25 protein-coding genes are annotated in these 26,543 nt (G+C 65.8%); 14 read left to right on the plus strand and 11 right to left on the minus strand.

Annotated features, from left to right (window positions below; translation table 11 throughout):
- Positions 1–63: 63 nt before the first annotated feature.
- From pgl to HUU99_RS06900, 5 genes are all read right to left on the minus strand, one after another.
- A complete protein-coding gene (pgl, locus tag HUU99_RS06880) occupies positions 64–771 on the minus strand; it encodes a 6-phosphogluconolactonase (protein WP_174285837.1) in 708 nt (235 codons plus the stop codon).
- A 107-nt stretch (positions 772–878) separates the two neighbouring features.
- Positions 879–2,339: a glucose-6-phosphate dehydrogenase gene (gene zwf / locus HUU99_RS06885; RefSeq protein WP_174285838.1), complete on the minus strand. Its 1,461-nt coding sequence runs from the start codon at positions 2,337–2,339 to the stop codon at positions 879–881.
- 9 nt (positions 2,340–2,348) lie between these two features.
- Entirely contained in the window at positions 2,349–3,278 is a 930-nt protein-coding gene (gene argC / locus HUU99_RS06890; RefSeq protein WP_174285839.1) for an N-acetyl-gamma-glutamyl-phosphate reductase, read from the minus strand.
- Positions 3,275–3,559 carry an SH3 domain-containing protein gene (locus tag HUU99_RS06895; protein WP_174285840.1) on the minus strand — a complete coding sequence of 95 codons (285 nt, stop codon included), beginning with the start codon at positions 3,557–3,559 and terminating at the stop codon, positions 3,275–3,277. The genes argC and HUU99_RS06895 overlap by 4 nt, the downstream gene beginning before the upstream one ends.
- A gap of 28 nt (positions 3,560–3,587) precedes the next feature.
- Positions 3,588–3,908 (minus strand): MarR family transcriptional regulator, encoded by a 321-nt coding sequence (locus tag HUU99_RS06900; RefSeq protein WP_174285905.1) that lies wholly within the window; start codon positions 3,906–3,908, stop codon positions 3,588–3,590.
- Between the two features lie 235 nt (positions 3,909–4,143).
- Between HUU99_RS06900 and secG the strand changes: the two genes are divergently transcribed.
- Both secG and HUU99_RS06910 read left to right on the plus strand, forming a co-directional pair.
- Positions 4,144–4,524, plus strand: coding sequence for a preprotein translocase subunit SecG (secG, locus tag HUU99_RS06905; protein ID WP_174285841.1), 381 nt, complete (start codon positions 4,144–4,146; stop codon positions 4,522–4,524).
- 83 nt (positions 4,525–4,607) lie between these two features.
- On the plus strand, positions 4,608–6,242 hold the full coding sequence (locus HUU99_RS06910; RefSeq protein ID WP_174285842.1) for a CTP synthase: 1,635 nt from the start codon (positions 4,608–4,610) through the stop codon (positions 6,240–6,242).
- Positions 6,243–6,394: 152 nt separating this feature from the next.
- Here the strand turns inward: HUU99_RS06910 and HUU99_RS06915 are convergent, their stop codons facing one another.
- Positions 6,395–6,865 carry an Hsp20 family protein gene (locus HUU99_RS06915; RefSeq protein WP_174285843.1) on the minus strand — a complete coding sequence of 157 codons (471 nt, stop codon included), beginning with the start codon at positions 6,863–6,865 and terminating at the stop codon, positions 6,395–6,397.
- A 611-nt stretch (positions 6,866–7,476) separates the two neighbouring features.
- On the opposite strand from HUU99_RS06915, the gene HUU99_RS06920 reads away from it, so the two are divergent.
- From HUU99_RS06920 to HUU99_RS06935, 4 genes are all read left to right on the plus strand, one after another.
- Positions 7,477–8,727: a lipoprotein-releasing ABC transporter permease subunit gene (locus HUU99_RS06920; RefSeq protein WP_174285844.1), complete on the plus strand. Its 1,251-nt coding sequence runs from the start codon at positions 7,477–7,479 to the stop codon at positions 8,725–8,727.
- Between the two features lie 141 nt (positions 8,728–8,868).
- Positions 8,869–9,540, plus strand: coding sequence for an ABC transporter ATP-binding protein (locus tag HUU99_RS06925; RefSeq protein ID WP_174285845.1), 672 nt, complete (start codon positions 8,869–8,871; stop codon positions 9,538–9,540).
- Entirely contained in the window at positions 9,537–10,139 is a 603-nt protein-coding gene (locus tag HUU99_RS06930) for a GNAT family N-acetyltransferase (RefSeq protein ID WP_368039935.1), read from the plus strand. The genes HUU99_RS06925 and HUU99_RS06930 overlap by 4 nt, the downstream gene beginning before the upstream one ends.
- Complete coding sequence (locus HUU99_RS06935; RefSeq protein WP_174285846.1) at positions 10,136–10,615, plus strand: glutathione peroxidase; 480 nt, start codon at positions 10,136–10,138, stop codon at positions 10,613–10,615. The genes HUU99_RS06930 and HUU99_RS06935 overlap by 4 nt, the downstream gene beginning before the upstream one ends.
- Positions 10,616–10,662: 47 nt before the next feature.
- Here the strand turns inward: HUU99_RS06935 and HUU99_RS06940 are convergent, their stop codons facing one another.
- On the minus strand, positions 10,663–12,087 hold the full coding sequence (locus tag HUU99_RS06940; protein ID WP_174285847.1) for an aldehyde dehydrogenase family protein: 1,425 nt from the start codon (positions 12,085–12,087) through the stop codon (positions 10,663–10,665).
- A 125-nt stretch (positions 12,088–12,212) separates the two neighbouring features.
- On the opposite strand from HUU99_RS06940, the gene HUU99_RS06945 reads away from it, so the two are divergent.
- Positions 12,213–12,974 (plus strand): SDR family NAD(P)-dependent oxidoreductase, encoded by a 762-nt coding sequence (locus tag HUU99_RS06945; protein WP_174285848.1) that lies wholly within the window; start codon positions 12,213–12,215, stop codon positions 12,972–12,974.
- A gap of 267 nt (positions 12,975–13,241) precedes the next feature.
- Positions 13,242–13,970, plus strand: coding sequence for an AAA family ATPase (locus HUU99_RS06950; protein ID WP_254602997.1), 729 nt, complete (start codon positions 13,242–13,244; stop codon positions 13,968–13,970).
- Between the two features lie 262 nt (positions 13,971–14,232).
- On the opposite strand, the gene glnA is transcribed toward HUU99_RS06950, so the two are convergent.
- From glnA to HUU99_RS06970, 4 genes are all read right to left on the minus strand, one after another.
- The gene (glnA, locus tag HUU99_RS06955) at positions 14,233–15,645 is read right to left on the minus strand and encodes a type I glutamate--ammonia ligase (RefSeq protein ID WP_174285850.1); all 1,413 of its coding nucleotides are present in this window, start codon (positions 15,643–15,645) and stop codon (positions 14,233–14,235) included.
- 34 nt (positions 15,646–15,679) lie between these two features.
- On the minus strand, positions 15,680–16,018 hold the full coding sequence (locus HUU99_RS06960; protein WP_174285851.1) for a P-II family nitrogen regulator: 339 nt from the start codon (positions 16,016–16,018) through the stop codon (positions 15,680–15,682).
- A gap of 263 nt (positions 16,019–16,281) precedes the next feature.
- Complete coding sequence (locus tag HUU99_RS06965; RefSeq protein WP_174285852.1) at positions 16,282–16,920, minus strand: fasciclin domain-containing protein; 639 nt, start codon at positions 16,918–16,920, stop codon at positions 16,282–16,284.
- A gap of 32 nt (positions 16,921–16,952) precedes the next feature.
- Positions 16,953–17,534 (minus strand): HdeD family acid-resistance protein, encoded by a 582-nt coding sequence (locus HUU99_RS06970; RefSeq protein WP_254602999.1) that lies wholly within the window; start codon positions 17,532–17,534, stop codon positions 16,953–16,955.
- A 236-nt stretch (positions 17,535–17,770) separates the two neighbouring features.
- Here HUU99_RS06970 and dnaE point away from each other — a divergent pair, with 236 nt between their 5' ends.
- From dnaE to rutA, 6 genes are all read left to right on the plus strand, one after another.
- Complete coding sequence (dnaE, locus tag HUU99_RS06975; protein ID WP_174285853.1) at positions 17,771–21,388, plus strand: DNA polymerase III subunit alpha; 3,618 nt, start codon at positions 17,771–17,773, stop codon at positions 21,386–21,388.
- A 194-nt stretch (positions 21,389–21,582) separates the two neighbouring features.
- The gene (locus HUU99_RS06980) at positions 21,583–23,175 is read left to right on the plus strand and encodes a long-chain fatty acid--CoA ligase (protein WP_174285854.1); all 1,593 of its coding nucleotides are present in this window, start codon (positions 21,583–21,585) and stop codon (positions 23,173–23,175) included.
- A 325-nt stretch (positions 23,176–23,500) separates the two neighbouring features.
- Positions 23,501–24,232: a pyrimidine utilization protein B gene (gene rutB / locus HUU99_RS06985; protein ID WP_174285855.1), complete on the plus strand. Its 732-nt coding sequence runs from the start codon at positions 23,501–23,503 to the stop codon at positions 24,230–24,232.
- Positions 24,233–24,235: 3 nt separating this feature from the next.
- On the plus strand, positions 24,236–24,619 hold the full coding sequence (locus tag HUU99_RS06990; protein ID WP_174285856.1) for a Rid family hydrolase: 384 nt from the start codon (positions 24,236–24,238) through the stop codon (positions 24,617–24,619).
- Positions 24,619–25,413 (plus strand): pyrimidine utilization protein D, encoded by a 795-nt coding sequence (gene rutD / locus HUU99_RS06995; RefSeq protein WP_174285857.1) that lies wholly within the window; start codon positions 24,619–24,621, stop codon positions 25,411–25,413. Before HUU99_RS06990 ends, rutD begins: the two co-directional genes overlap by 1 nt.
- Before the next feature lie 4 nt (positions 25,414–25,417).
- The gene (gene rutA, locus HUU99_RS07000) at positions 25,418–26,485 is read left to right on the plus strand and encodes a pyrimidine utilization protein A (protein WP_174285858.1); all 1,068 of its coding nucleotides are present in this window, start codon (positions 25,418–25,420) and stop codon (positions 26,483–26,485) included.
- Positions 26,486–26,543 lie beyond the last annotated feature (58 nt).

The following is a 26,543-nucleotide window of genomic DNA, read 5'->3' on the forward strand; positions in this document are numbered from 1 at the left end:
GGGACGCGAGATCGTCGCTGCGGTACCACGAGCATCGCCTCCCGGTAGCCCCGGATCAGGCCATCACGGTGCCCAGTGGATATCCACCGGCAGTTCGACATCCGCCAGCACGCGCCCGATCGGGTAGGGGGACGAGGGCCCCTGGGCGATCGCGCGTTCCAGCAGCTTGCGCTTGTCGTCGCCGGTCACCGCGATCAGCAGCGCACGCGCGGTCACGATGCCCTGACGGCTGAGCGTGACGCGGGGGAAGGGGGCGTCGGCGGGCAGCGGCTCGGGCATGACGCCGAGCGCGCGGCGTTCCTTCGGGCCGTTCAGCGCCTCGTCGTAATCGGGGCCGGGGAAGATCGACGCGGTATGCCCGTCGCCACCCATGCCGAGCACGCAGAGGTCGAGCGGCCAGTGCAGATCCTGCATCAGCGCATCCGCCGACCGGCCCGCGGCCTTGTAGTCCGGTGTCGCCTCCGGGACGATCGGCATCACCCGCGCGCCCTTGGGCAGGAAGATCTTCGCGAGCTGGGTGACGTTGGACAGCGGATCGCCGAGCGGGACGATCCGCTCGTCGCCGGGGACGATCGTGACCTTCTTCCAGTCGATCTTGGCCGCGCTCAGTTTCCGATACGCCGGGAAGGGCGTCTTGCCGCCCGCGAGTGCGATGACCGCCGACCCACGTGCGTCGATCGCGCTTTCAATGACGAACTGGATATCGCCCGCGACCGCATCGGCGAATTCGCCCGCGTCGTCATAGTCCCACCATTCGATTTCTTCGTTCATGTCCATGCTTTCGTCATGCCGGGCTCGTCCCGGCATCCAGGGCGCGAGGCAATCCGGTCGTTGTATTTCATCACCCTGGATCCCGGGACAAGCCCGGGACGGGGCGGCTAGTCATCCATCCACGTCACGCCGTCACGCTCGGTCAGCGCGATCGCCGCCGAGGGGCCCCAAGAGCCGGCGGGATAGGATTTGGGCTTCATGCCGTTCGCGGTCCAGCCTTCGCGGATCGCGTCGATCCACGTCCACTGCGCCTCGACCTCGTCGCGGCGCACGAACAGTGTCTGATCGCCCTCGATAAGATCCAGCAGCAACCGTTCATACGCAATTCGCCTGCGCGTGCCCTGGAATTCGGCGTCGAGGCTCAACTTCAGCGGTACCTCGCGCAGACGCACGCCGTCGCGGTCCAGCCCCGGTTCCTTCGCCATCACCAGCAGCTGGATATATTCTTCGGGTTGCAAGCGGATGACGAGCATGTTGGGCTGAAGCAGCCCGCCGCGCCCCGCGAACATCGAATGCGGCACGTTCTTGAACTGGATCGCGATTTCCGACCGGCGCACCGGCATCCGCTTGCCCGTGCGGATGTAGAAGGGGACACCCTGCCAGCGCCAATTGTCGATATGCGCCTTGATCGCGACGAAGGTCTCGGTGGTCGATGGCTTGCCCAGTTCCTCGTCATAGCCCTTGACGATCTTCCCGGCGCTCGCTCCGCCGGCGTACTGCCCCGTGACGGTGCATCGGGGGGCGTCCTCGGGCTTGATGAGGCGCATCGAGCGAAAGACCTTCGCCTTTTCGTCGCGGATCTCGGTCACGTCGTAGCGCGCGGGTGGTTCCATCGCGATCAGCGCGAGCAACTGGAGCATGTGATTGGCGACCATGTCGCGAAGCGCGCCCGCGCCGTCATAATAGCCGGCGCGATCTTCGAGCCCTACCGTCTCCGATATCGTAATCTGGATGTTGTCGATGCCCTGCGCGTTCCACACAGGCTCGAAGAAGGAATTGCCGAACCGCAACGCCATGATGTTCTGGACGGTTTCCTTGCCGAGATAATGGTCGATGCGGAACGTCCGGTCCTCGCTGAACCCGAGCGCGACCGTGTCGTTGATTTCCTTCGACGAGGCGAGGTCGTAGCCGAGCGGCTTTTCGAGACCGATCCGGATCGTCTCGCCGGCCAGCCCGACCGCTTCCAAGCCCTTCACCGCCGGTTCGAACAGCGATGGTGCGGTCGACAGGTAGATCGCGACCCCGCCCGATACGTCGCCGACCTTTTCCGCCAGCGGCTGGTAGCTTGCCGGGTCGGACAGATCGGTCGCCTGGAACTGGAGCCGCGGCAGGAAAGTGCCGACCGCATCCTCGTCACGATCTTTCGGGAGGAACTGGTCGAGCGCCTTTTTGGCGAAGGCGCGGTAGCTCTCGTCGGTATAATCGGATCGCGCCGCACCGATGATGACGAGGTCTTCGGGCAGCAACCCGTCGGCGTGCAGATTGTAGAGCGACGGCAGCAGCATGCGCTGCGCCAGATCGCCGGTCGCGCCGAACAGCAGCAGTTTGGCCACGGGATTGCGGGTCATCGCATCATCCTAGAGGTTGAGACCGGCAAGCGGATCGAGCCCGGCCATGAGATTCAGATTCTGGACCGCGGCACCACCGGCACCCTTGCCCAGATTGTCGAGCGTCGCGACGAGCCGTGCCTGGCCCGCCGCATCGTTGCCGCAAACGCGCAAGGTCATGCGATCGGTCCCGGCATTTTCCTCGATCCGGATCGCGCCGCCGTCGCAAGGTGCGACACCGATGAGCGCGCTGTCCGCATAGGCACCGCGCAGGCAGTCCTCGATCGCGGCGATCGTCGGTCGTCCGGGGAGCGCATAGAGCGGCAGCGGCACCTCGCCGAGCATGCCGCTATAGACCCGCGCCACCGACGGTGCGAAGATCGGCGGGTGTGTCAGCCCGGCATGCCCGCGCATCTCCGGCGCGTGCTTGTGCGCGAGGCCGAGCGCATAGGCGCGGAACGCGGTATCGGTCCGGCCTTGCTCGAATTCCGCGATCATCGTCTTGCCGCCCCCCGAATAGCCCGACGTCGCGGCGAAGCTCAGCGGCCAGTCCGCTGGGACGAGCCCGGCGCGCACGAGCGGCCGAACGAGCGCGAGAAACGCCGTCGGGTAGCAGCCGGGGTTCGCCACGAACCGCGCATCGGCGATCTTCGCGGCCTGATCGGCCTCCAGTTCGGGGAACCCATATACCCAGCCCGTAGCGACACGGTGCGCGGTCGAGGCGTCGATGACCCGCGTCGCGCCGTCACCGATCAATGCCACCGCTTCGCGCGCCGCATCGTCGGGCAGGCAGAGGATCGCGATATCCGCATCGGTGAGCGCGCCGCGCCGCGCCTCGGCGTCCTTGCGCCGATCCTCGGCCAGCGTCACCAGCGTGATGTCGCCGCGCGGGGCCAGCCGGTCCTGAATGTCGATCCCGGTGGTGCCGACCGCGCCGTCGATGAACACCCGGACGCTCAAACGCTCAACCCCTCGATCGCGGCGATCGCGACATAGCCGACCAGTCCCGCCTTGACCGCGATCCCCCAGGCGGTGGCCCCCGATATGTCCAGGACATCGAACCGGTCGCCCTTCGACAGCGTCGCGATCGGCACCGCGCCGTCGTCTCGGTCGCCGCACAACACGGTCGCGACCGCGATCCGCCGTTCCATCGGCGCGACATAATGCGGCGCGAAGACATGTTCGGCGAGGCGGATGTCGGCGATGTCCCGACGGACCGCGTGGGTCAGGGGATCGAGCACGACCGATCGGCCAGTCAGCGCGAAGCTTCTACGCGCTGACCCGTTTGGCGACGGCATCGTCGCCTTCGCCGATGAGTTGGCCGAACTCTTCAAGAAAACCTGCCCCTTCTTCGGTGCGGGCGACGAAGATATTGCGTTTGTCGCTGTCGTCGCGCTGGCGGCGCAGATAGCCGAGTGCGCCCAATCTGTTCAAGGCGCGCGTGACGACGGGTTTCGACACGTTGAGCGACCGTGCCAATCCCCTGACGGTGTGCGGCCCCGGGCGAAGATAGACGAGCATCAGCAACGCCATTTGCCGGTTGGTGAGATCGGGTTCCCCCGACCGGACATAATCGACCAACGCGGTCATCCACGTCGACAATTGATAAACCGCGTTCGAAGCCATCAAGCTGTTCCGACACATCGATAGGGGCAGGTCTGGATCATCGTGTCGTCATAACGCCCCCCGCGGCGCAGGTTTCCGCAGCGACGCCGATTGTTGCGGGAATGGACGAGGGGTCGTCCAGTTGATCGCGTGCCCGCGTTGACCTATGTGCGCGGCGACCGCTGCCACGCAGCCACCGTTTCGGAAAAATCACATAGCCATGTTCGTCTTCCTTCTCGTCGTCCATGCCATCATAGCGGCCGCGCTGGTGGCGGTGATCCTCATGCAGAAATCCGAAGGCGGCGGTCTGGGGATGGGGGGCAGCCCGTCGGGGCTGATGTCGGCGCGCGGCGCGGCGGATTTCCTGACGCGGGCCACCGGCATCCTTGCCGGGGCCTTCGTGCTCATGTCGATCGCGCTGGCGATGCTGGCGGCGACGCACCGCGGTGCGGCAACGCTGGACACTTCGCTCGCCCGCAAGGCACCGCCCGTCGCCGCCCCGGCGGCAGCGCCCACCGGCGCGCCCTTCGCCGGCGCAGCGACGGTCGCCGGCAACAGCGCCGCGCCCGCCGACAATTCGGCGGTTCCGCTCGCGCACTGAGCCGGACCGCCGATGTAAATCGACCGGCATGCGTCCGCGGGCGCTTGTCGCTCGCCCCCAACAAGCGCTAGGCGGTTGGTCCCATGGCGCGGTATATATTCATCACCGGCGGCGTGGTCTCGTCGCTCGGCAAGGGTCTGATGGCGGCCTCGCTTGCAGCGTTGCTGCAGGCACGCGGCTACCGGGTCCGCATCCGCAAATTCGATCCGTATCTGAACGTCGATCCGGGCACGATGTCGCCGTATCAGCATGGCGAGGTCTATGTGACCGACGACGGCGCGGAGACCGACCTCGATCTCGGCCATTATGAGCGGTTCACCGGCGTGCCGTCGCGCCAGAGCGACAACGTCACATCGGGCCGCATCTATCAGCAGATCATCCAGCGCGAACGCCGCGGCGATTATCTGGGCGCGACGGTGCAGGTCATCCCGCACGTCACCGATGCGATCAAGGCGTTCGCACGCGCCGAGACCGACGATCTCGACTTCGTACTATGCGAAATCGGCGGGACGGTCGGCGACATCGAGTCACTACCCTTCATCGAGGCGATCCGCCAGCTGAAGAACGAGGTCGGCCGCGGCAACGCCGTCTCGATCCACGTCACGCTGGTTCCCTATATCGCAGCGGCGGGCGAGCTGAAGACGAAACCGACGCAGCATTCGGTGCGCGAACTGGCGGCACTGGGGGTGCAGCCCGACGTGCTGGTCTGCCGCTGCGAACATCCGCTCCCACCCTCGGAACGCGCGAAGATCGCGCTGTTCTGCAACGTGGCGGAGGCCGCGGTCATCCCCGCGCTGGATGCGAAGAGCATCTACGCCGTCCCGCTGCAATATCATGGCGAAGGCTTGGATGCGGAGGTGTTGCGCGCGTTCGGGATCGTCCCGTCGTCCGCCCCCGACCTCAGCCGCTGGAACGAGATCGTCGACCGGCTGACCAATCCCGAAGGCGAGGTGACGATCGGCGTCGTCGGCAAATATGTCGGCCTGCAGGATGCGTACAAGTCGTTGAACGAAGCGCTGGTCCATGGCGGGATCGCCAACCGGGTGAAGGTCAACATCCGCTGGATCGACGCCGAGCTGTTCGAACGCGAGGACGGCGACATCGCCGCGCATCTGGAACCCTGCCATGCGATCCTCGTCCCGGGCGCGTTCGGCGAGCGCGGTGCGGAGGGCAAGATCAAGTCAGTCAAATTCGCCCGCGAACGACGCGTGCCCTATTTCGGCATCTGTTTCGGGATGCAGATGGCTTGTGTCGAGGGCGTCCGCGACACGGCCGGTATCGCGGCGGCGTCGTCGACCGAATTCGGCCCGACGCCCGAACCCGTGGTCGGTCTCATCACCGAATGGATGGGCAAGGACGGACTGGAGAAGCGCGAGGCGCAAGGCGATCTGGGCGGTACGATGCGGCTTGGCGCGTATGACGCGGCGCTGGACGGGAACAGCGTCGTCGCATCGATCTACGGCGACACCGCGATCAGCGAGCGCCATCGCCACCGGTACGAAGTCAACACGAACTACCGCCAGGCGCTGGAGAAGGGCGGGCTGGTATTTAGTGGCATGTCACCCGACGGAACCCTGCCGGAGATCGTCGAGCGGCCGGATCATCCCTGGTTCGTCGGCGTGCAATTCCATCCGGAATTGAAGAGCAAACCCTTCGATCCGCATCCTTTGTTCGCAAGCTTCATCGAAGCTGCGGTGAAGCAGAGCCGGTTGTTCTAACAAATTCCCTCTCCCCCTGTGGGAGAGGAAAGGGGCAAGCGCCGAAGGCGTTGGAAGGGCGAGGGGGACCGAGTGCTCTTACGTCGATCCCCTCACCCTTCCGCCGCGTCGCGGCTCCCTCCCTCTCCCACAAGGGGAGAGGGAAACAGAAGTTACGCCGCCTTCGCCTCGTCCGCCGGGTTGCTCTCGACCGCGGCCAGCGGCGCGCCCGTCTTGATCGCGATCGACTTCGGCTTCATCGCCTCGGGCACTTCGCGGACGAGATCGATCACCAGCAGCCCGTCGTTCAACCGCGCATCCTCGACCAGCACGAAATCGGCCAGTTCGAAACGACGTTCGAAGCTGCGGTTGGCGATACCGACGTGCAGGAAATTGGCACCCGCCGTCTTGTCGTCCTTGTGTCCGGCGACCAGGAGCAGGTTCTGCTGCGCGGTGATTTCGATCTCGTCGCGCGTGAAGCCCGCGATGGCCAGCGTGATGCGGTACCGATCGTCGGCGATCCGCTCGAGATTGAAGGGGGGATAGTTTTCCGCCGGTGCGGTGCGGCCGTTCGTTTCCAGCATGTCGAACAGACGGTCGAAGCCGATGGTGGAACGGCGATAGGGGGTCAGATCGAGTCGCATATCAAATCCTCACACAGAGCGAGTTGACGATAGGACACCCGCTCATGCGCGGTGTCCGGTTCTTGCGCGGCCCTTGCGGCACCGCGCGCGGCGAATTTCGGAAGCATGAAAAGACGATTCAAGGCCGGATCGGACGGAATCTTCAAAAATTTTCGGAGGCCGTGCAGCCTGCATTCAGCCAACCTAGGATAACAGCTTTCAAGGTCGGTGTCGGCTCCGCGTCAGTCGGAAGCTCCCGCTGGGACGACACCGAATTCGGGGTCGCAAAGGCAGCGTCGACGCGCCGGAAACGGCAAACGCCCGGACCGTTTCCGATCCGGGCGCCTGCGTGACGATCGCTCGTCAGCCCCCTTGTCCCGCTCCCGCGACCAGCCTGTAGGCGGCGCTTGAAGCAATCCCCGAACCACGGCCATTGCCTGTGTGTCAGTGCCATCCTGCTATGCGGTCATGACCGGCTTGTCATTGGCCAAAACCGGCGGCGGCGACGATTGGGCAACGCCTGTGGCGGTTGCGCAACAATAGCGTGCCGATCCGCCGGCTTGCCAGCCCTGCCGCCCCATCCTAGGGCGAAGCCGCGTCCATCTGCCCCCCGCGAAAGCCATCCCCCACCGATGATCCTGTCACGCTATGAACGGATGATCGCGCGGCGATATCTATTACCCGGAAAGGGCGAGGCGTTCATCTTCCTCGTCGCCTCGATCAGCCTCGTCGCGGTCATGCTCGGGGTGGCGGCGCTGGTGATCGTCATGAGCGTCATGAACGGGTTCCGCGCGGAACTGTTCGATAAGATCGTCGGGCTCAACGGCCACGCGGTGGTGCAGGGATATAACGGCCGTCTGCCCGACTGGCGTACGATCGTGTCGCAGGCGAAGGCGACGCCGGGCGTCACTTCGGCCATCCCGCTGATCGAACAGCCGCTCGCCGCGACCTATAACGGGCGCGCGGAGGCGGTCCTGCTTCACGGCATGCGCGCTGCCGACATCACTTCGAACACGACGCTCCATGCGAAGATCCTGATGGGATCGATGGCGGCGATCACCAGGGGCAGCGGCGAGGTCGCGATCGGCAGCCGGCTCGCGGAGGCGCTTGGCGCGCAGGTCGGCAGCCAGATCTCGCTGTTCAGCCCGCAGGGGCAGACGACGCCGTTCGGCACGGTGCCGCGGATCGTCAGCTACACCGTCGGCGCGATCTTCGAAATCGGCGTGTATGATTACGACAAGGCGTATGTCGTCATGCCGATCGAGGATGCGCAGACACTGCTGCTGATGGGCGACGATGTCGGCATGGTCGAGGTGAAGACGGTCGACGCCGACCGGGTCGGCCCGATCCTCGCCCCGCTTGCCAAAACCGTCGCGGGGGAGGCGGTGATCTCCGACTGGCGAAGCATGAACGCGCAATTGTTCGAGGCGCTGGCGGTGGAGCGGGTGGCGATGTTCACCGTACTGTCGATCATCATCCTGGTCGCGGTGTTCAATATATTGTCGTCGCTCATCATGCTCGTCCGCGCGAAGACGCGCGATATCGCGATCCTTCGCACGATGGGTGCGACGCGCGGCGGGCTGATGCGGATCTTCATGGTCGTCGGCACGACGATCGGCGCGCTCGGGACGCTCGCCGGGTTGCTGCTCGGCGCGGTGTTCCTGTTCTACCGGCAGGGGGTGGTGAACGTCGTGCAATATGTGACGGGGCAGAATCTGTGGGACCCGTCGATCCGCTACCTGACCGAGCTACCGTCGAAGACCGATCCGGTCGAAGTGATCGCGATCGCCGCGATGGCGCTGGTGTTCAGCTTCCTGGCGACCCTGTACCCCGCGTGGAAGGCGGCGAGCACCGATCCGGTCCAGGTGCTGCGGTATGAGTGATGCAATCAAATCCTCCCCGGGACGGGGAGGGGGACCGGCGAAGCCGGTGGAGGGGGCAGGCCGCAAGCGATGCGTCATGCGGCGAACCCCCTCCACCACCGCTGCGCGGCGGTACCCCTCCCCGCGAGCGGGGAGGATTTGATGACTCCCGTCCTCCAGACCACGGGTCTCACCCGCAGCTTCGTGCAGGGGGACGTCAGGATAAACGTCCTGCGCGGGGTCGATCTGTCGATCGCGCCGGGCGAGATCGTCGCGCTGCTTGGGCCATCGGGATCCGGCAAGTCGACGCTTCTCCAGGCGGTCGGCCTGCTGGAGGGCGGGTTCGAGGGATCGATCCGGATCGCCGGCGAGGAGGCGGCCAGGCTCGGCGCGCATGGCCGCACCGTCGTGCGCCGCGACCGCCTGGGCTTCGTCTATCAGTTCCACCATCTGCTGCCCGATTTCGATGCGACCGAGAATGTCGTCCTGCCGCAGCTCGTCCAAGGCGCGACCCGTTCCGCAGCCGATGCGCGCGCGGTCGACCTGCTGACACAGCTCGGTCTGGGCCACCGGCTGACCCACCGGCCGAGCCAGCTGTCGGGCGGGGAGCAGCAGCGGGTCGCGGTCGCCCGTGCGCTCGCCAACCGGCCGGCGCTGGTGCTCGCCGACGAACCCACCGGTAACCTCGACGAGCATACCGCCGGCCTCGTCCTCGCCGAATTCCTGCGGCTGGTGCGCGAGGAAGGATCGTCCGCGCTGGTCGCCACGCATAATGAGCGGCTGGCGGCGCAGATGGACCGGGTGGTGCGCCTCCACGACGGCCAGTTGCGGTGACCGACCGGACTGCGGCACCGACGCTTTCGGGCCGGCACATGACGCTGCGGCCGCTGTCGCCGGCCGACCGCGACGCGTTGGTCGACGTCGCATCGACGGGCGGGTTGTGGGACCTGTCCTACGCCAGCGTGTCGCAGATGAAGGACCCGGACGCCTTTTTCGTGCGCGCGTTTCGCGAGCGCGATGCGGGCAGAACGATGCCGTTCGCGGTGCTGGACCGCGCCGATAGCGTGTGCGGCACCACCCGCTTCCTTCGGATGAACGCGCAGCATCGCCGCGTCGAGATCGGCGGTACGTTCTACGCCACGCGCGTTCAGCGGACGGGGGTCAATACCGAGGCGAAGCTGCTGCTGCTGACGCATGCGTTCGGAGCGCTTCGCTGCCAATGCGTCCAGATTCGCACCGATGCGCTGAACCTGCGGAGCCAGGCCGCGATCGAGCGGCTGGGCGCGAAGCGCGACGGCGTGTTGCGCGGCCACCAGGTGATGCCCGACGGCCGCGTTCGTGATAGCGTGGTCTACAGCATCCTCGACCGCGAATGGCCGGCGGTACGGCAGAACCTGCAATCCCTGTTGGCGCGCCATGGAGACCCCGCATGACCGCAATCACCGATCTCCACGTGAAGGCCGCGGACGGCGGCGACGTCGATCTGTCGACCTATGCGGGGCACGTATTGCTGATCGTCAACACCGCGTCGAAATGCGGCTTCACGCCGCAATACCAGGGACTGGAGGCGCTCCACCGGCGCTATGGCGATCGTGGTCTCGCGGTGCTGGCGTTTCCGTGCAACCAGTTCGGCGGTCAGGAACCGGGCGACGCCGCGGCGATCGCCAATTTCTGTTCGCTCACCTACGACGTGACGTTCCCGGTGTTCGCCAAGATCGACGTCAACGGCACGCATGCCGATCCGCTGTTCGCCCGGTTGAAGCAGGACGCGCCGGGGTTGTTGGGGACGAAGGCGATCAAGTGGAACTTTACCAAGTTCCTGATCGACTGCGCCGGAAAGGTCGTGCGCCGATACGGCCCGACGACCAAGCCGGAGGATGTCGCGGCGGATATCGAGGCGTTGCTGTAACACCGGACGGCGGCGGCGGGGCGTCGTCGCCCCCCGGCGTCACGCGTTCAGGCCGGCGCGCCGACGACGGTCTTCACCTCCATGAAATCGGTCAGGCCATAGCGTCCGTTCTCGCGGCCATTGCCGGATTGCTTGTACCCGCCGAACGGCGCGCCGATGTCGGGGCTCCACGCGTTGATGGTGACCAGACCCGCCCGCAGCTTCTGCGCGACCTTCGCCGCCGCGGCCGGATCGCCGGAGATCGTCGCGGAAAGCCCGTAGGGCGTATCGTTGGCGATCCGGATCGCCTCCGCTTCGTCGCCATAGGACGTGATCGTCGCGACGGGGCCGAACGTCTCCTCCTGCGCGATCCGCATCTCGGGCGTGACGTCGGCGAACAATGTCGGCTGGATATAGAAACCGGCGTTGCGCCCGTCCGGCCGGCCGACACCGCCGGTGACCAAGGTCGCACCCTCGTCGATCGCGGACTGGATCAGGTCCTGAATCTTGTCGAACTGCGCCTTGTTCACGACGGGGCCGATCTGCTGCCCCATCTCCGCAGGGTCGCCGACGACCGTCTGCTCCATCATCGCCTTCACGAAAGCGGTGGCGTCCGCGACCTGGCTTTGGTGCACCAGCAGACGCGTCGGCGCGATGCAGCTCTGCCCCGAATTGGCGAGTACCCCCGCGACGGTCGGCGGCAGGACGGCCGCCAGGTCCGCGCCCTCCAGCACCAGGTTCGCCGCCTTGCCGCCCAGTTCCTGGTGCACGCGCTTGACCGTCGCCGCCGCGGCCTGCGCGATCTGGATGCCGGCGCGGGTCGATCCGGTGAAGCTCACCATGTCGACATCCTTGTGCGCCGACAGTGCCGCACCGACCCCGGGGCCGTCGCCGTTGACGAGGTTGAACACGCCCGCCGGCACGCCCGCGGCGTGCATGATCTCGGCTAGGATCGCCGCACAACCCGGCGCTTCCTCGGACGGTTTCAGGATCATGGTATCGCCCGCCGCCAAGGCGGGCGCGACCTTCGCGCAGATCTGGTTCAGCGGCCAGTTCCACGGCGTGATCATCGCGACGACGCCGAGCGGCTCGTGCACCACCTTGGCCTTGCCGATCGTCTCCTCGAACGTGAAACCCGCCAGCGCCTTCGCGGTCGCGGCGAAATGCGCGAGGCCAGTGGGTGCCTGGGCCATCGTCGCCAGACCGATCGGCGCACCCATCTCGGTCGAGATCGCCTTGGCGAGATCGGGGATACGTGCCTTGTATTCGGTCATGATGCGGCCGAGAAGCGCCTGGCGTTCCCCGACGCCGGTCTGGCTCCACGTCTCGAACGCACGCCGGGCGGCGGCGACCGCCTTGTCGACATCCGCGGCGGTGCCGAGCGTGATCTCGGTGCAGGGCTGCTCGTTGGCGGGGTCGACGACCTGCCAGGTCGTACCGCCTTCGCTGTCGACCCATGCACCATCGATATAATGCTGGAGATAACGCTGCATGATCCGCTCCGTCGTTCGTTTTTGAAATTCGGGTATCGTCGCCGCCGACATGGAGCGCGGGCGAAACCGTTGCAACCCGAAACGCAAGCCCCGCGTTCGGATCGAAACCGATCGGGAGAATGCTGGTGGCGCGTTTCACGGACAAGACCGTCATCGTGACGGGTGCAGGATCGGGTATCGGCGCGGCCGCTGCACGGCTGTTCTCCGCCGGGGGCGCGAACGTCATCGCGTTCGGGCGAGATCGGGAGAAGATGAGCGCGAGCATCGACGGCCTGCCGGAGGATCGCACGATCGTCGTCGTCGGCGATACGTCGAAAGCGTCGGATGCCGACGCCGCCGTAGCGATGGCGGTCGAGCGGTTCGGCGGACTCGACATACTGGTCAACAATGCGGGCGTCGTGGTGCAGGGCGACGTCGCCGCGACGAGCGAGGAGGACTGGGCGCGCGTCCTGACCATCAACGCCACCGGCTATTTCCTGATGGCGAAGGCCGCGATCCCCGAACTGAAGAAGACGAAGGGATCGATCGTGCAGACCTCGTCCGTGTCCGGGCTCGGGGGCGATTGGGGCATGGCGGCGTACAACGCGTCCAAGGGCGCGGTGACGAACCTCACCCGCGCGATGGCGCTCGATCTCGGCAAGGACGGCGTGCGGGTCAACGCCGTCGCTCCCAGCCTGACATGGACGGGTATGACGAAGGACATGGCGGACGCCACGATCGCGAAGTTCATGGACCGCATTCCGATGAAACGGGTCGCCGAGCCGGGGGACGTGGCGAAGGTCATCCTGTTCCTGGCGAGCGACGATGCGGGTTTCGTCACCGGCGTGAACCTGCCCGTCGACGGCGGGTTGTCGGCATCGAACGGACAGCCGGACATGACGTCCTGACCCGCGCGGCGCGGATGGACCGGGTGTTCACGATGCTCCGCGGCGGCGCGATCGTGCCGAAGATCGGCAGCGGTTCGCTCTGGAGGACGCGGCGAATGCGCACCGCGCACTGGAGGCGGGGGAGACGCCGGGACGCAGCGTGCTGGTGGTTTAGGATGTGTCGAGCCTGTGGAATGAAGGGCTTGTACGTTCCGGCGAGAGGGCGATAGGCGTCCTATCAGCAGTAGGCCGGGGACCAAAGCTTTGGCGAGATATCGGCATACGACGTTGCCACCGCCTTATCTGAAACGGGTTTGGCTCGACGAGAACGCCGTCCTCAATCTCGCTGCATATCCCTATTGCCTTCCGCTGTTCAAGCGTGGGTCGTTTGAACTAGTGTTCGACCGGCCCGTCACGATTATTGCCGGCGAAAATGGCGTCGGCAAATCGACGCTTCTGGAGGGCATCGCGGTACTGGCGGGCTTCGACGAAAGCGGCGGCGGTCCGGGATACCGTGCGGTGGACAATTCTCGCGCGACCGAAACCGGCGGCGGGGAACTGGCGCAATCGCTCAAGGCCAGTTGGCTGCCCAAAGTCGGTCGAGGCTGGTTCCTCCGGGCGGAAAGTTTTTTTGCCGTCGCCCGGTATTTGGACGAAGCGGGCAGCGACACGGCCGATTTTCTATCTCACTCGCATGGCGAAGGCTTCATCCGGTTCTTCGAGGAACGCTGCACGCAGCCGGGCATCTTCATCTTCGACGAGCCCGAGTCCGCCCTGTCGCCGAACCGGCAATTCGACTTCCTCAAACTGCTGCACCGAATGGAATTGGGCAATCAAAGCCAAGTCTTGATCGTCACGCATTCGCCGATCATCATGGGGCATCCTGGGGCGCGCCTGTTGCGGATGAGCAAATACGGGCTGGACCCCGTTGCATTGCAGGACACCGAGCATTTCAGGATCATGCGCGAGTTTATCGACGATCCGTACGGCATGATCCAGGCGATGACCGAAGAATAAGCGTGTCGATATACCGCCCGGAACTGTGTCCGAAACAAGCGCGGACGGCAGTGGAGGCATATGCTGAAGGGTCAAAAGCGGGTGTCGTCCGTCACGCACGGTGAGCGGTCCAAACCTCCCAAGCAAAAAGGTGCCCGGATCGCTCCGGACGCCTTCCCTCGCTCGTAGCGCCGTGGCGAAGCCACGTCGTCGGCCGCAGCGTCCCTGCGCCGGCCGACGGCGGCTGTGCGCCTTCGCGCACCGCCGCACCGGCCGGCACGGCTTAGCCGCTGTAATACATGTCATATTCTACCGGGCTCGGCGTCATTTCCCACAGGGCCACGTCGGCGAACTTCAGTTCGATGTAGGATTCGATCTGGTCCTTGCCGAACACGTCGCCCTTCAGCAGATAATCGTGATCCGCCGCCAGGCTGTCGAGCGCCTCCCGCAGCGACGCGCAGACCGTCGGCACCTGCGCGAGTTCGGCGGGCGGCAGGTCGTACAGATTCTTGTCCATCGCCTCGCCGGGGTGGATCTTGTTCGCGATGCCGTCCATGCCCGCCATCATCAGCGCCGCATACGCCAGATACGGGTTGGCGAGCGCATCGGGGAAGCGCACCTCGACCCGCTTCGACTTGGGGCCGGTGCCGTAAGGGATGCGGCACGAGGCCGAACGGTTGCGCGCCGAATAGGCGAGCAGCACCGGCGCTTCGTATCCCGGGACCAGCCGCTTGTAGCTGTTGGTCGAGGGGTTGGTGAACGCATTCAGCGACTTGGCATGCTTGATGATGCCGCCGATGAAGAACAGGCACATGTCGCTCAGCCCGGCATAGCCGTTGCCGGCGAACAGCGGCTTGCCGCCGTCCCAGATCGAGAAATGCGTATGCATTCCCGAACCGTTGTCCTCCTTGACGGGCTTCGGCATGAACGTCGCGGTCTTGCCGTAAGCGGCGGCGACCTGGTGGACGACGTATTTGTAGATCTGCATCCGGTCCGCGGTGGTGGTCAGCGTGCCGAACGTCAGGCCGAGTTCGTGCTGTGCGGGGGCGACCTCGTGGTGATGCTTGTCGCAGGGCAGGCCCATTTCGAGCATCGTCGAGACCATCTCGCCGCGGATGTCGACCGCCGAGTCGACCGGCGCGACCGGGAAATAGCCGCCCTTGACGCGCGGCCGGTGCGCCAGGTTGCCGCCCTCATATTCGCGGCCGGTATTGGTCGGCAGTTCGATGTCGTCGATCTTGAAATAGGATTGCGCGTAGCTCGTGTCGAACTGCACATTGTCGAACATGAAGAATTCGGCCTCGGGGCCGACGTACACGGTGTCGCCGACGCCCGTCGTCTTCAGATACGCCTCGGCCCGCTTGGCGGTCGAGCGCGGATCGCGCGAATAGAGTTCGCCGGTCGACGGTTCGACGATGTCGCAGAATACGATCAGCATCGGCGTCGCCGAGAACGGATCGGTATAGACCGCGTCCAGATCGGGCTTTAGCGTCATGTCGCTCTCGTTGATCGCCTTCCAGCCTTCGATCGACGATCCGTCGAACATCAGGCCGTCGGTCCACTCGTCTTCGCCCATCACGCCCGCGACCATGGTCAGATGCTGCCATTTGCCCTTGGGGTCGGTGAAGCGGAGGTCGACCCATTCGATCTCCTCTTCCTTGATCTTCTTCAGGATGTCGTGGGGCGAATTCGCCATGTGTTTGTGTCCCTATGTCTAAACGGAATATGTGTCAGATCGCGGCGTCGTCGCGCTCGCCGGTGCGGATACGAAGCGCGCTTTCGACGGGAATGACGAAGATCTTGCCGTCGCCGATGCGCCCGGTCTGCGCGGCGGCGGCGATCGCCTCGACCACGCGCGCCGCCAGACCATCCTCGACGACGACCTCCAGCTTCACCTTGGGCAGGAAATCGACGACATATTCGGCCCCGCGATACAGTTCGGTATGCCCCTTCTGCCGGCCGAAGCCTTTCGCCTCGGTGACGGTAATGCCCGACACGCCGATCTCGTGCAGCGCCTCCTTCACCTCGTCGAGCTTGAACGGCTTGATGATCGCCTCGACCTTCTTCACGTCGTTTTTCGTCCCCGGCTATGCGCATGCCGCCTCGATGGCACCGTGCACCGATCGTGCCACCGGGCGTGCTTGCGGGCAACCGAGAATCCGCGGAAATCCGTGCCGTCAAATTGGGCAGGAAGGTGCATACTGCCTGTTTAGCGGGCAAATTTGCGAACGCTTGTGGTTTATAGGAACCGTTCTCCCGTGAAAGCGGGAGCCCAGGGTTGCGAAGGTCATCGCTCCTGGCCCCTGGACCCCCGCGTTCGCGGGAACGGGACTCATCCCAATTTCGGAATCAGCACACCGTTGACGACATGGACGACGCCGTTCGATTGCCGGACATCTGCGGTCTCTACATAGCTCTTGTTGCCGTTGACATCGGTCAGCGCGATCACGCCGTTCGCCATCGTCGCGGTCAGCGGTTCGCCGTCTACCGTCGTCAGCGTGGCACTGCCGCCGCCGGCCGCGATCCGCTGCATCAGCTGCGCACCCGAAATATTCCCCGCAACGACATGATAGGTCAGGACCTTCACCAGCGACGGCTTGTTTTCCGGTTTCAGCAGCGTGTCCACGGTGCCGGGTGCCAGCCGGCCGAACGCCTCATTGGTCGGTGCGAAGACGGTGAAGGGGCCGGGGCCGGACAATGTCGTGGCGAGATCCGCCGCCTTTACCGCCGCGACCAGCGTGGAGAGGTTGGGCGCGTTCGCGGCGTTCTGGACGATCGTCAGGGACGGCAGCATCTGCGCACCGCCGACGGTCGGGTTTGCGCCTGCCGACGGGACGGCCGGACTTACGGGCAAAACTTCCGAAACGTCCGGTACCTTGGCGATTTCGGGCTGTGGCCGTGCCGAATGGCTGCAACCGGCAAGCGCGATCATCGAACCGATCACCGCGATCGATAGGGTCGTTCGGGTCATTTCGTCCTCCGGTGAAATTCGATGATTGGCGTTCAGTTGGGGATGGCGAACGGCTCCGCACCGTCCCGGTGGCGCGTCGCTGCGACGATCGCCGTGACACCGCCGAACAGGAAGCTGACTCCGAGGATGAACCCGAGCAGAGTGAGCGCCGACCAGGGCAGGGTGGCGAAGATGTAGATGGCGAGCAGGATGTTGACGATGCCGAGCCCGATCATCAATCCGTGTCCGCGGCGGATGCGCGACCCGACGACGAGCTCCATCGCCCCGCGCAGGCCGAGCCAGACCGCGACCAGGACGGTCAGCGATATCGCACCGCTCAGCGGATCGAACGCCATCACCAGCCCGATGACGAGCGATACGACACCGAAGCCGATCGCATAGCCGCGGCCGTGATGATCGTGCGCCGCGACACCCGCCGCGATCGACACCGCGCCAGCGGCGATCAGAAACAGCCCGACGATCAGCGTCGCGGCATAGGTCGCGGCGAACGGCCAGGCGAAGGCGGCGATCCCGATCAGGACGGACAGGATGCCGTACGCCATGATCCAGCCCCAGCCGGCCCCAATCGTCCTGCCGCTATCGACGCCGAGCGGGTCGCGGATCGTGTCAATCACAGGCGGGCCTTCCAAATCGTCTCGGGGGCGCAACGGATGATGGCGGGGGGCAGTTCCCCTGGCGTTCCCACCCCGGCGAAGGCCGGGGCCCGGCTGCGACGGTCGAGGTAAGGAAGGGCGTCGCGCTGCAACACGCGTCTCGCAACCGGGCCCCGCCCTTTCGCCGGGGTGGAGATTGCGGCGGCGCGGGGTTTCAATCGCTGGTCGAATCGCGCCCGGGGGCCTACCGTTCCCCAATGCATTCAGGGTTCGTGCCGCTCCGTATCTTCTCGTCCTACACCATGCTCGACGGCGCGATCGAGCCGAAGGCGATCGCGAAACAGGCAAAGGCGCTTGGCTTCCCCGCCGCCGCTCTGACCGATCGCAACGGGCTCTACGCCGCGATGGCGTTTTCGGATGCCGCGAAGAAGGACGGGGTGCAGCCGATCATCGGCACCATGCTCGGCGTCGCGCGGCCGGGAATGCCCGAGGGGGTGGAGCCGCCGCTCGACTGGATCGCGCTCTATGCGCAGGACAAGGCGGGTTACGACAATCTGTGCGCGCTGGTGTCGATGGCGCATCTCGACCGGCCGATCGAGCAACCCGCGCATGTCGCGTTCGACGTGCTGGCGGCGCGTGCGAATGGCCTGATCGCGCTGACCGCTGGCGGCGAGGGCGGGCTCGCGCGGTTGCTGGCGGAGGGACAACCGCGTCAAGCGGCGGATTATGCCGACCGGCTGCAGACGCTGTTCGGCGACCGGCTCTATGTCGAGATCGCGCGGCGCGGCGACGCGACCGAGACGGCGGCGGAGGCTGCGCTGATCGACCTCGCCTATGCGCGCGACCTGCCGCTGGTCGCGACCAACCCCTGCTGCTTCGCGGAAAGTGCGTTCGGCGATGCGCATGACGTGATGCTGTGCATCGCGAGTTCGAGCTATGTCGAAAGCGAAGACCGCCCGCGCAGTTGTCCCGAGGCGTGGCTGAAGGACGCGGAGTTGATGCGCATCCTGTTCGCCGATCTGCCCGAGGCGGTGGAGAACACGCTGGTGGTCGCGCAGCGCTGCGCGGTGATGGCACCCAGCCGCAAGCCGATCCTGCCCAGCCTCGCGGGCGACGTGGCGGGGGAGGCGGAGCTGCTGCGTGCCGACGCGCGGGCGGGGTTGGAGGCGCGACTGGCGAAGATCGCGGAATTGGCGCGGGCGGCGCTTCCCTCTACCGTTCGTGCTGAGCCTGTCGAAGCACCTGACGCGCCGGTTGCCACACGTCCTTCGACAAGCTCAGGACGAACGGTAGAGGATGTGGCTTCCCGGCCGAAATCGTTCGCTGCGAACGGCGCGGGCGACTGGACCACCCCCTATCGCGCCCGTCTGGAATTCGAACTCGACGTCATCATCCAGATGGGGTTCCCCGGCTATTTCCTGATCGTCGCGGACTTCATCAAATGGGCGAAGGATCACGACATTCCCGTCGGCCCCGGCCGCGGTTCGGGCGCGGGGTCGGTGGTCGCATGGTCGCTGACGATCACCGATCTGGATCCGCTGAAGCTCGGCCTGCTGTTCGAACGCTTCCTCAATCCGGAACGCGTGTCGATGCCCGATTTCGACATCGATTTCTGCGAAACCCGCCGCGGCGAGGTCATCCGCTACGTCCAGGAGAAATATGGCCGCGACCAGGTCGCGCAGATCATCACCTTCGGGAAACTGAAGGCGCGCGCGGTGCTGAAGGATACCGGCCGCGTGCTCCAGATGAGCTACGGCCAGGTCGATCGGCTCGCCAAGCTGATCCCCAATCATCCGACCGATCCCTGGACGCTGGAGCGCGCGCTGAACGGCGTGTCCGAACTGGCGAAGGAATATGCCAACGACAATCAGGTCCGCCGGCTGCTCGATCTCGCGATGAAGCTGGAGGGACTGCCGCGGCATGCCTCCACTCACGCGGCGGGCGTGGTGATCGGCGACCGGCCGCTCGCCGAGCTGGTCCCGCTGTACCGCGACCCGCGCTCCGACATGCCCGTCACGCAGTTCGACATGAAATATGTCGAGGGCGCGGGGCTGGTGAAGTTCGACTTTCTTGGGCTGAAGACGCTGTCGGTGTTGCAGAAGGCCGCGCAATTGCTGGCGAAACGCGGGGTCGTGGTCGATCTCGATACGCTCGAATGGGACGACCCCGCAGTCTATGCGCTGCTGCAAAGGAGTGACACCGTCGGCGTGTTCCAACTCGAGTCGGAAGGGATGCGGCGTACGCTGTCCGCGGTCCGCCCGAGCAATTTCGGCGACATCATCGCGCTCGTCTCGCTCTACCGGCCGGGGCCGATGGACAATATCCCGAGCTTCGGCCGTCGCAAACAGGGCACCGAGCCGATCGTCTATCCGCACCGCCTGCTGGAGCCGATCCTGTCCGAGACGTACGGCATCTTCGTCTATCAGGAACAGGTGATGCAGGCGGCGCAGGTGTTGGCGGGTTTCTCGCTGGGCGGCGCGGACCTGCTGCGCCGCGCGATGGGCAAGAAGGTGAAGGCGGAAATGGACGCGCAGCGCGCCGGCTTCGTCGAGGGTTGCCGGACGGTGAACGGCATCCCCAGGGCCGAGGCGAACGCGCTGTTCGACCTGATCGACAAATTCGCCGGCTATGGCTTCAACAAGAGCCATGCCGCAGCATATGCGCTGCTGGCGTATCAGACCGCGTGGTTGAAGGCGCATCATCCGCAGGAATTCTACGCGGCGTCGATGTGCTACGACATGGCGACGACGGACAAGCTGGCGATCTTCGTCGACGATGCGCGGCGGCTGGGTGTCGCGATATTGCCGCCGTGCGTGAATGCGAGTGCGGCGGATTTCTCGGTCGAAGCGGACGAGGGGAAATTGGCCGTTCGCTTCGCCCTGGGCGCGCTGAAATCGGTCGGCGAAGGTGCGATGGAGCGGCTGGTCGCCGAACGCGCCGCGAACGGCCGCTTCGCTTCGCTCGACGACCTCGCCCGGCGCGTCGACCCCCGGCTCCTCAACAAACGCCAGCTCGAAACGCTCGCCGCGGCGGGCGCGTTCGATGGCATCGATGCGAACCGCGCCGGCATCCACGGTGCTGCGGAGACAATCCTCGCCGTCGCGGCGCGAGTCCACGACCAGAAGACGAGCGGGCAGGGCGGCCTTTTCGGCGAGGGCGACGTCGCCGGCGATTCGATCCGCCTGCCCAATACCGCGCGCTGGACGCTCAGCCAGCGGATGGAGCAGGAAAAGGAGGCGTTCGGTTTCTACTTCTCCGCGCATCCTGTCGACCGGCATTCGCATCTGGCGAAGATGCACGGCGCACGCGTCTTCGCGGCGCTCGGCGATCTGTCGATCCCCGACGACGGAACGCGATCGGGTGCGACGATGGCGGTGCTGGTCGAGGAGGCACGCTGGCGCACCTCGGCGCGCGGCAAGCGGTACATGATGGCGCAGCTGTCGGATCCGTCCGGGCAGTTCGTCGCGACCTGTTTCGATGACGCCGTGGCGGCGGACCTTGTGGAAGCGGCGAAGGTGGGCGGCTGCGGGCTCGCAACGGTCGAACTTGATCGTCGCCCCGGCGAGGATACGCCGCGAGTGACGGTCAAGCGGTTGCAGCCATTCGAGACTCTGGCCTCCGCCGCGCGGTTCGTCGTTCACGTCACGGTCGCGGAGCCGCGTGCCTTCGCGGACTTGGCGGCGATGCTGGCGGATCACCGTGGTGCCCGTGGCGAGATCCGGGCTTGCGTCCGGTTGCCGGACGGGGATGCGACGATCCTGCTTGGCCGCGACTTCCTGCTCGACGGCGAACTGGTCGCGCGGATCGAGGGGATTGCGGGGGTGACCGACGTGCGGTTGGTCAGTTCCGAGCGGCATCTGGCGCTGGTGGGGTAGGGGGAGCAAGAAACGCCCCTGCCCTCACCCTTCCCACGGCCTGCGGCCGCGAGCCCCTTCCCTCTCCCGCCGGGAGAGGGAAGGGAGGCGTGAAGCGCCGGAAGAGTGAGGGCAGTTTCGTCGTACCGCGGGAAGGGATTGTCCTCCCCCCCATCTCGCTTATGCTCCCGCCGATAAGAACGAGAGGACCCCCGATGCTGGGTGGAATGCAGGATTTCGCGCTTCGCGTTCCCCGGCTGATCGATCACGCCGCGCGCGAACACGGACGCCGCGCGGTCGTCACCCGCTGGGCGGACGGGCGCGAGACGCGGTCGAACTGGGCCGGGATCGCCGCCGATGCGCGCCGCTGTGCGCAGGGACTGGAACGGATCGGGTGCAGGCCGGGCGACCGGATCGGAACGCTCGCGATGAACCACGGCCACCATCTCGCCACCTGGTACGGCGCGATCGGTATGGGTGGGGTGATCCACACGGTCAACCCGCGGCTGTTCGACGAGCAGCTGGTCTATATCGTCGGCCATGCCGCCGACCGCGTGCTGTTCTACGACCGTGCATTCGAGCCGATCGTCGAGCGGTTGCGCGACCGGTGGCCGACGATCGAACGCTATGTCGTCATGGATGACGACGGCCGGGACGGCTTCCGCGCCTTCGTCGATGCGGAGGACGGTGGCTATGCCTGGGTCGAGGGCCCCGAGCGCGATCCGTGCATGCTCTGCTACACCAGCGGCACGACGGGCAATCCCAAGGGCGTGCTGTACGAACATCGCTCGACGATGCTCCACGCTATGGCGGAGGTGGCACCCGCGGTGTTCGATCTGTCGTCGCGCGCGGTCGCGCTGCCGATCGTGCCGATGTTCCATGCCGCCGCGTGGGGCCTGCCCTTCGCGGGCGCGCTGGCGGGGGCCACGTTCGTATTCTCCTGCGTCAACGAACCCGCGGTCCTGTGCGACTTGATGAACCGCGAACGCGTGACGCATTCCGCCGGGGTGCCGACGGTATGGCTCGGCATGTTCCAGCATATCGACGCGAGCGGCGAGGTGCCGCGTCACCTGAAGCTCGTCAGCATCGGCGGCTCGGCTGCGCCGCGCGCGATGATCGCCCGGCTGATGGGAATGGGCGTCCACGTCGCGCATCTCTGGGGGATGACCGAGACCTCGCCCGTCGGCACCGCCGGCTCGCTGCCCGCGGACTGGGACGAGATGGGGCTGGAAGCGCAGCTCGACCTGGCCTCGAAGCAGGGGCAGATTCCGTTCGGCATCGAATTGCAGGTGGTCGACGACGATGGCGGCGTACTGCCGCGCGACGGCGTATCGGCAGGACGGCTGCTGGTGCGCGGACCCTGGGTCGTGAAGCGCTATTTCGGCGCGGACGAAGACGCGATCGATGCGGGCGGCTGGTTCGACACCGGCGACGTCGCGGTGCTGCATCCGGACGGGACGATGCAGATCACCGATCGGTCGAAGGACGTCATCAAATCGGGTGGCGAGTGGATCAGTTCGGTCGATCTCGAAAACGCCGCGGTCGGCTGCGTGGGCGTCGCCGAAGCCGCGGCGATCGGCGTGCCGCATCCGCGGTGGGGCGAACGGCCGCTGCTGCTGGTGATGCGAAAGCCGGACAGCGACGTGTCCGCGGCGGACGTCCTGCGGCATCTGGGCGATCATGTCGCGAAATGGTGGCTGCCAGATGCGGTGCTGTTCGTCGACGCGCTTCCTCACACCGCGACCGGCAAACTGCTGAAGACCGCGCTGCGCGAGCGGTACCGGGATTACCGGCTCGACGCGGCGTAGCGGCATACCGCCCTGACGCGCTTCCCCATCCGTCACCCCCGCGAAAGCGGGGGTGACGGATGGGGGGTAGTTTCCGGGAAACACCCTGTCCTACATCGCCGATTTGCGCTCTACCTAACCACATGGCCCCCGATCGCGCCCGCTTCCGTTCCGCACCACCTACACGACGCTCCGCACAAGAACATTTCGCGCCGAGCGTAGCCTGTGGTTCGTCCACTTCCGCTTTATCGGAAGTCCGGATCGGCCCTATCCGCGGGACGCGAAGACGCTTGCATCGCCGCCCGCTTCCCCGCAGCTTCGCGGTCGCACAACGAACAGGCGCGCCATGACCGACCTTGCCCCCATCCTCCGCACCGGCGCGAACGCGGCCGCCGCGGTCACATTGCCAGCGCGGCCGGAAGCCTTGCGGCTCGACCCGGCGGAAACCGCGGTCGTCGTCATCGACATGCAGAACGCCTATGCGACCGAAGGTGGTTACGTCGATCTCGCGGGCTTCGACATCGCGGGGTCCGCGAGCGTCATCGGCAAGATCGCGCAGGTCCTCGACACCGCGCGTGGCGCGGGCCTGCCGGTGATATTCCTGCAGAACGGCTGGGACCCCGATTATGTCGAGGCGGGTGGCCAGGGATCGCCCAACTGGCACAAGTCGAACGCGCTGAAGACGATGCGCACGCGGCCCGAACTCCACGGCCAGCTGCTCGCGCGCGGCGGCTGGGATTACGAGCTGGTCGACGCGCTGAAACCAAAGCCCGGCGACATCCGCGTCCACAAGACCCGCTACAGCGCGTTCTTCAACTCGCAGCTCGACAGCGTCCTCAGGTCGCGCGGCATCCGCAACATCGTCTTCGTGGGGATCGCCAGCAACGTCTGCGTCGAATCCACGCTACGCGACGGCTTCCACCTCGAATATTTCGGCGTGATGCTGGAGGATGCGACGCATCACCTGGGTCCGCCGATGATGCAGGAGGCGACGGTCTACAATGTCGAGACATTCTTCGGCTGGGTCTCTACCGTCGCCGATTTCTGCGGCAGCTTCGGCCAGATATCCAAGGATTAAGACATGCCCTTCGAAGCCATCAACCCGCCGCAATTCCCGACCCCGATCGCGCCGTATTCCGCCGCGGCGAAGGCGGGGAATACCGTCTATGTCTCCGGCGTGCTGGCATTGGGCGAAGGCGGGGCGGTGCTGAACCCGGGCAATGTCCGGTTGCAGACCAAGCATGTGCTCGACACGATCAAGACCACGCTGGAAGCCGCCGGCGCAACGATGGCCGATGTCGCGATGAACCATATCTTCCTGAAATATCTCGGCGATTATGCCGCGTTCAACGAGGTCTATGCCGAATATTTTCCGGATGCGAAGCCGGCGCGCTATTGCCTGATCGTCGAAATGGTCAAGCCGGAATGCCTGGTCGAGATCGCCTCCGTGGCGCATATCGGCTGATGCCCGAGGCGTCGGGACTTTTCTGGGACGAGCACGGCCCCGCCGACGCGCCCGTTCTCATCCTGTCGTCCGGACTGGGCGGATCGGCGGGCTATTGGCAATCCAATCTGGCCGCGCTCGCCCAGCGTCACCGTGTGATCGCCTACGACCACCGCGGCACCGGCCGGTCGTCGCGCGAGGTGCCCGGCGACCTGACCATCCAAGCGATGGCGGCGGACTTGGCGCTGCTCATCCGTGAGACCGGCGTCGTGAAGCCGACGCTGATCGGCCATGCGATCGGCGGATTGATCGGGCTGGCCGCGGCGCTGGCCGAGCCGGCGTTGCTGGCGCGACTGGTGGTCATCAACGGCTGGGCGCGGCTCGATCCGCATACCGCGCGGTGCTTCGACACCCGGCTGTCGCTGCTCCGCGACAGCGGGGCGCGGGCGTATCTGCATGCGCAGCCGCTGTTCCTCTATCCCGCACCCTGGATATCCGATCATCACGCTCGTCTTGCGGACGAGGAGGAGGCGGGCATCGCGCATTTTCCCGGTGCCGAGATGGTCCAGCGCCGTATCGCCGCCGCCCGCCGCTTCGACCTTCTCCATCGCCTGCCGGACATCGCGGTGCCGACGCTGCTGGTGGCCAGCGACGACGACATGCTCGTCCCGCATGGCTGTTCGGACGTGCTGGCGAAGGGCCTGCCCGATGCGCAGCTCGCGCGGATGGCGAGCGGGGGGCATGCCTGCAACATCACGCGCGCGGACCATTTCAACATGTGGCTGCTCGACTGGCTCGACAGCGAAGCGGAGTGAGCGAATGCAGGTCGGCGTCTTCGTGCCAATCAACAACAATGGGTGGCTGATCAGCGAGGCGGCCCCGCAGTACATGCCGTCGTTCGCCCTGAACAAACGCATCGCGGTGGCGGCGGAGAAATATGGATTCGACTTCCTGCTATCGATGATCAAGCTGCGCGGGTTCGGCGGGAAGACCGAATTCTGGGAGTACGGGCTGGAAAGCTTCACGCTGATGGCCGGGCTGGCCGCGGTGACCGAGAAGATCAAGATCTTCGCGACCTGCCCGACACTGGTCATCCCGCCCGCCTTCGCCGCGCGGATGTGCAATACGATCGATTCGATCAGCCATGGCCGGTTCGGGCTGAACCTCATCACCGGCTGGCAACCACCGGAATATACCCAGATGGGTCTGTGGCCGGGCGACGAACATTTCCGCAATCGCTACAAGATGCTGGGCGAATATGCGCACATCCTGCGCGAACTTTGGGCGACCGGGGTCAGCGACTTCAAAGGCGAATACTACACGATGGAGGACTGTCGCGTCCGGCCGAAACCCGACGGCGACATGAAGATCATCTGCGCGGGATCGTCCGACGACGGCCTCGCGTTCTCGGCGAAATGGGCGGATTATGCCTTCTGCCTCGGCAAGGGGGTCAATACGCCGACCGCCTTCGCATCGAACAACGCGCGGCTGGTAAAGGCCACAGCGAAGACCGGGCGGGCGGTATCGGTCTTCGTCCTCGTCATGGTGATCGCCGCCGAGACCGACGACGAAGCGATGGCGAGATGGCGTGCGTACAACGCCGGCGTCGATGTCGAGGCGATCGCATGGCTCGCCGATCAGGGCGCGAAGGACACGGTCAACACCGACACCAATGTCCGCCAACTCGCCGCACCGGAGGGCGCGGTGAATATCAACATGGGGACCCTGGTCGGATCGTACGAAAGCGTCGCGCGGATGCTCGACGAGATGGCGGAGGTGCCGAATACCGGCGGGGTGCTGCTGACGTTCGACGATTTCGAGGCGGGGGTAGAGGCGTTCGGAACGCGGATCCAGCCGCTGATGGCGTGCCGGGCGGGGGTGGTGTGACCTTTGCGTCGATTACCCCCCTCACCGTCATCCCCGCGAAAGCGGGGATGACGGTGAG

This window comes from Sphingomonas bacterium (assembly GCF_903642285.1).
Classification (GTDB): domain Bacteria; phylum Pseudomonadota; class Alphaproteobacteria; order Sphingomonadales; family Sphingomonadaceae; genus Sphingomonas.

What these genes read in the sequence shown, in the direction of transcription:
- HUU99_RS06935 (WP_174285846.1), top strand. Translation starts at nt 10,136, where the DNA reads ATGACCGCAATCACCGATCTCCACGTGAAGGCCGCGGACGGCGGCGAC.
- HUU99_RS06915 (WP_174285843.1), bottom strand. Translation starts at nt 6,865, where the DNA reads ATGCGACTCGATCTGACCCCCTATCGCCGTTCCACCATCGGCTTCGAC.
- HUU99_RS06965 (WP_174285852.1), bottom strand. Translation starts at nt 16,920, where the DNA reads ATGACCCGAACGACCCTATCGATCGCGGTGATCGGTTCGATGATCGCG.
- rutB (WP_174285855.1), top strand. Translation starts at nt 23,501, where the DNA reads ATGACCGACCTTGCCCCCATCCTCCGCACCGGCGCGAACGCGGCCGCC.
- HUU99_RS06925 (WP_174285845.1), top strand. Translation starts at nt 8,869, where the DNA reads ATGACTCCCGTCCTCCAGACCACGGGTCTCACCCGCAGCTTCGTGCAG.
- secG (WP_174285841.1), top strand. Translation starts at nt 4,144, where the DNA reads ATGTTCGTCTTCCTTCTCGTCGTCCATGCCATCATAGCGGCCGCGCTG.
- HUU99_RS06920 (WP_174285844.1), top strand. Translation starts at nt 7,477, where the DNA reads ATGATCCTGTCACGCTATGAACGGATGATCGCGCGGCGATATCTATTA.
- HUU99_RS06990 (WP_174285856.1), top strand. Translation starts at nt 24,236, where the DNA reads ATGCCCTTCGAAGCCATCAACCCGCCGCAATTCCCGACCCCGATCGCG.
- HUU99_RS06940 (WP_174285847.1), bottom strand. Translation starts at nt 12,087, where the DNA reads ATGCAGCGTTATCTCCAGCATTATATCGATGGTGCATGGGTCGACAGC.
- glnA (WP_174285850.1), bottom strand. Translation starts at nt 15,645, where the DNA reads ATGGCGAATTCGCCCCACGACATCCTGAAGAAGATCAAGGAAGAGGAG.
- HUU99_RS06900 (WP_174285905.1), bottom strand. Translation starts at nt 3,908, where the DNA reads ATGACCGCGTTGGTCGATTATGTCCGGTCGGGGGAACCCGATCTCACC.
- HUU99_RS06980 (WP_174285854.1), top strand. Translation starts at nt 21,583, where the DNA reads ATGCTGGGTGGAATGCAGGATTTCGCGCTTCGCGTTCCCCGGCTGATC.
- dnaE (WP_174285853.1), top strand. Translation starts at nt 17,771, where the DNA reads ATGCATTCAGGGTTCGTGCCGCTCCGTATCTTCTCGTCCTACACCATG.
- rutA (WP_174285858.1), top strand. Translation starts at nt 25,418, where the DNA reads ATGCAGGTCGGCGTCTTCGTGCCAATCAACAACAATGGGTGGCTGATC.
- HUU99_RS06910 (WP_174285842.1), top strand. Translation starts at nt 4,608, where the DNA reads ATGGCGCGGTATATATTCATCACCGGCGGCGTGGTCTCGTCGCTCGGC.
- zwf (WP_174285838.1), bottom strand. Translation starts at nt 2,339, where the DNA reads ATGACCCGCAATCCCGTGGCCAAACTGCTGCTGTTCGGCGCGACCGGC.
- rutD (WP_174285857.1), top strand. Translation starts at nt 24,619, where the DNA reads ATGCCCGAGGCGTCGGGACTTTTCTGGGACGAGCACGGCCCCGCCGAC.
- pgl (WP_174285837.1), bottom strand. Translation starts at nt 771, where the DNA reads ATGAACGAAGAAATCGAATGGTGGGACTATGACGACGCGGGCGAATTC.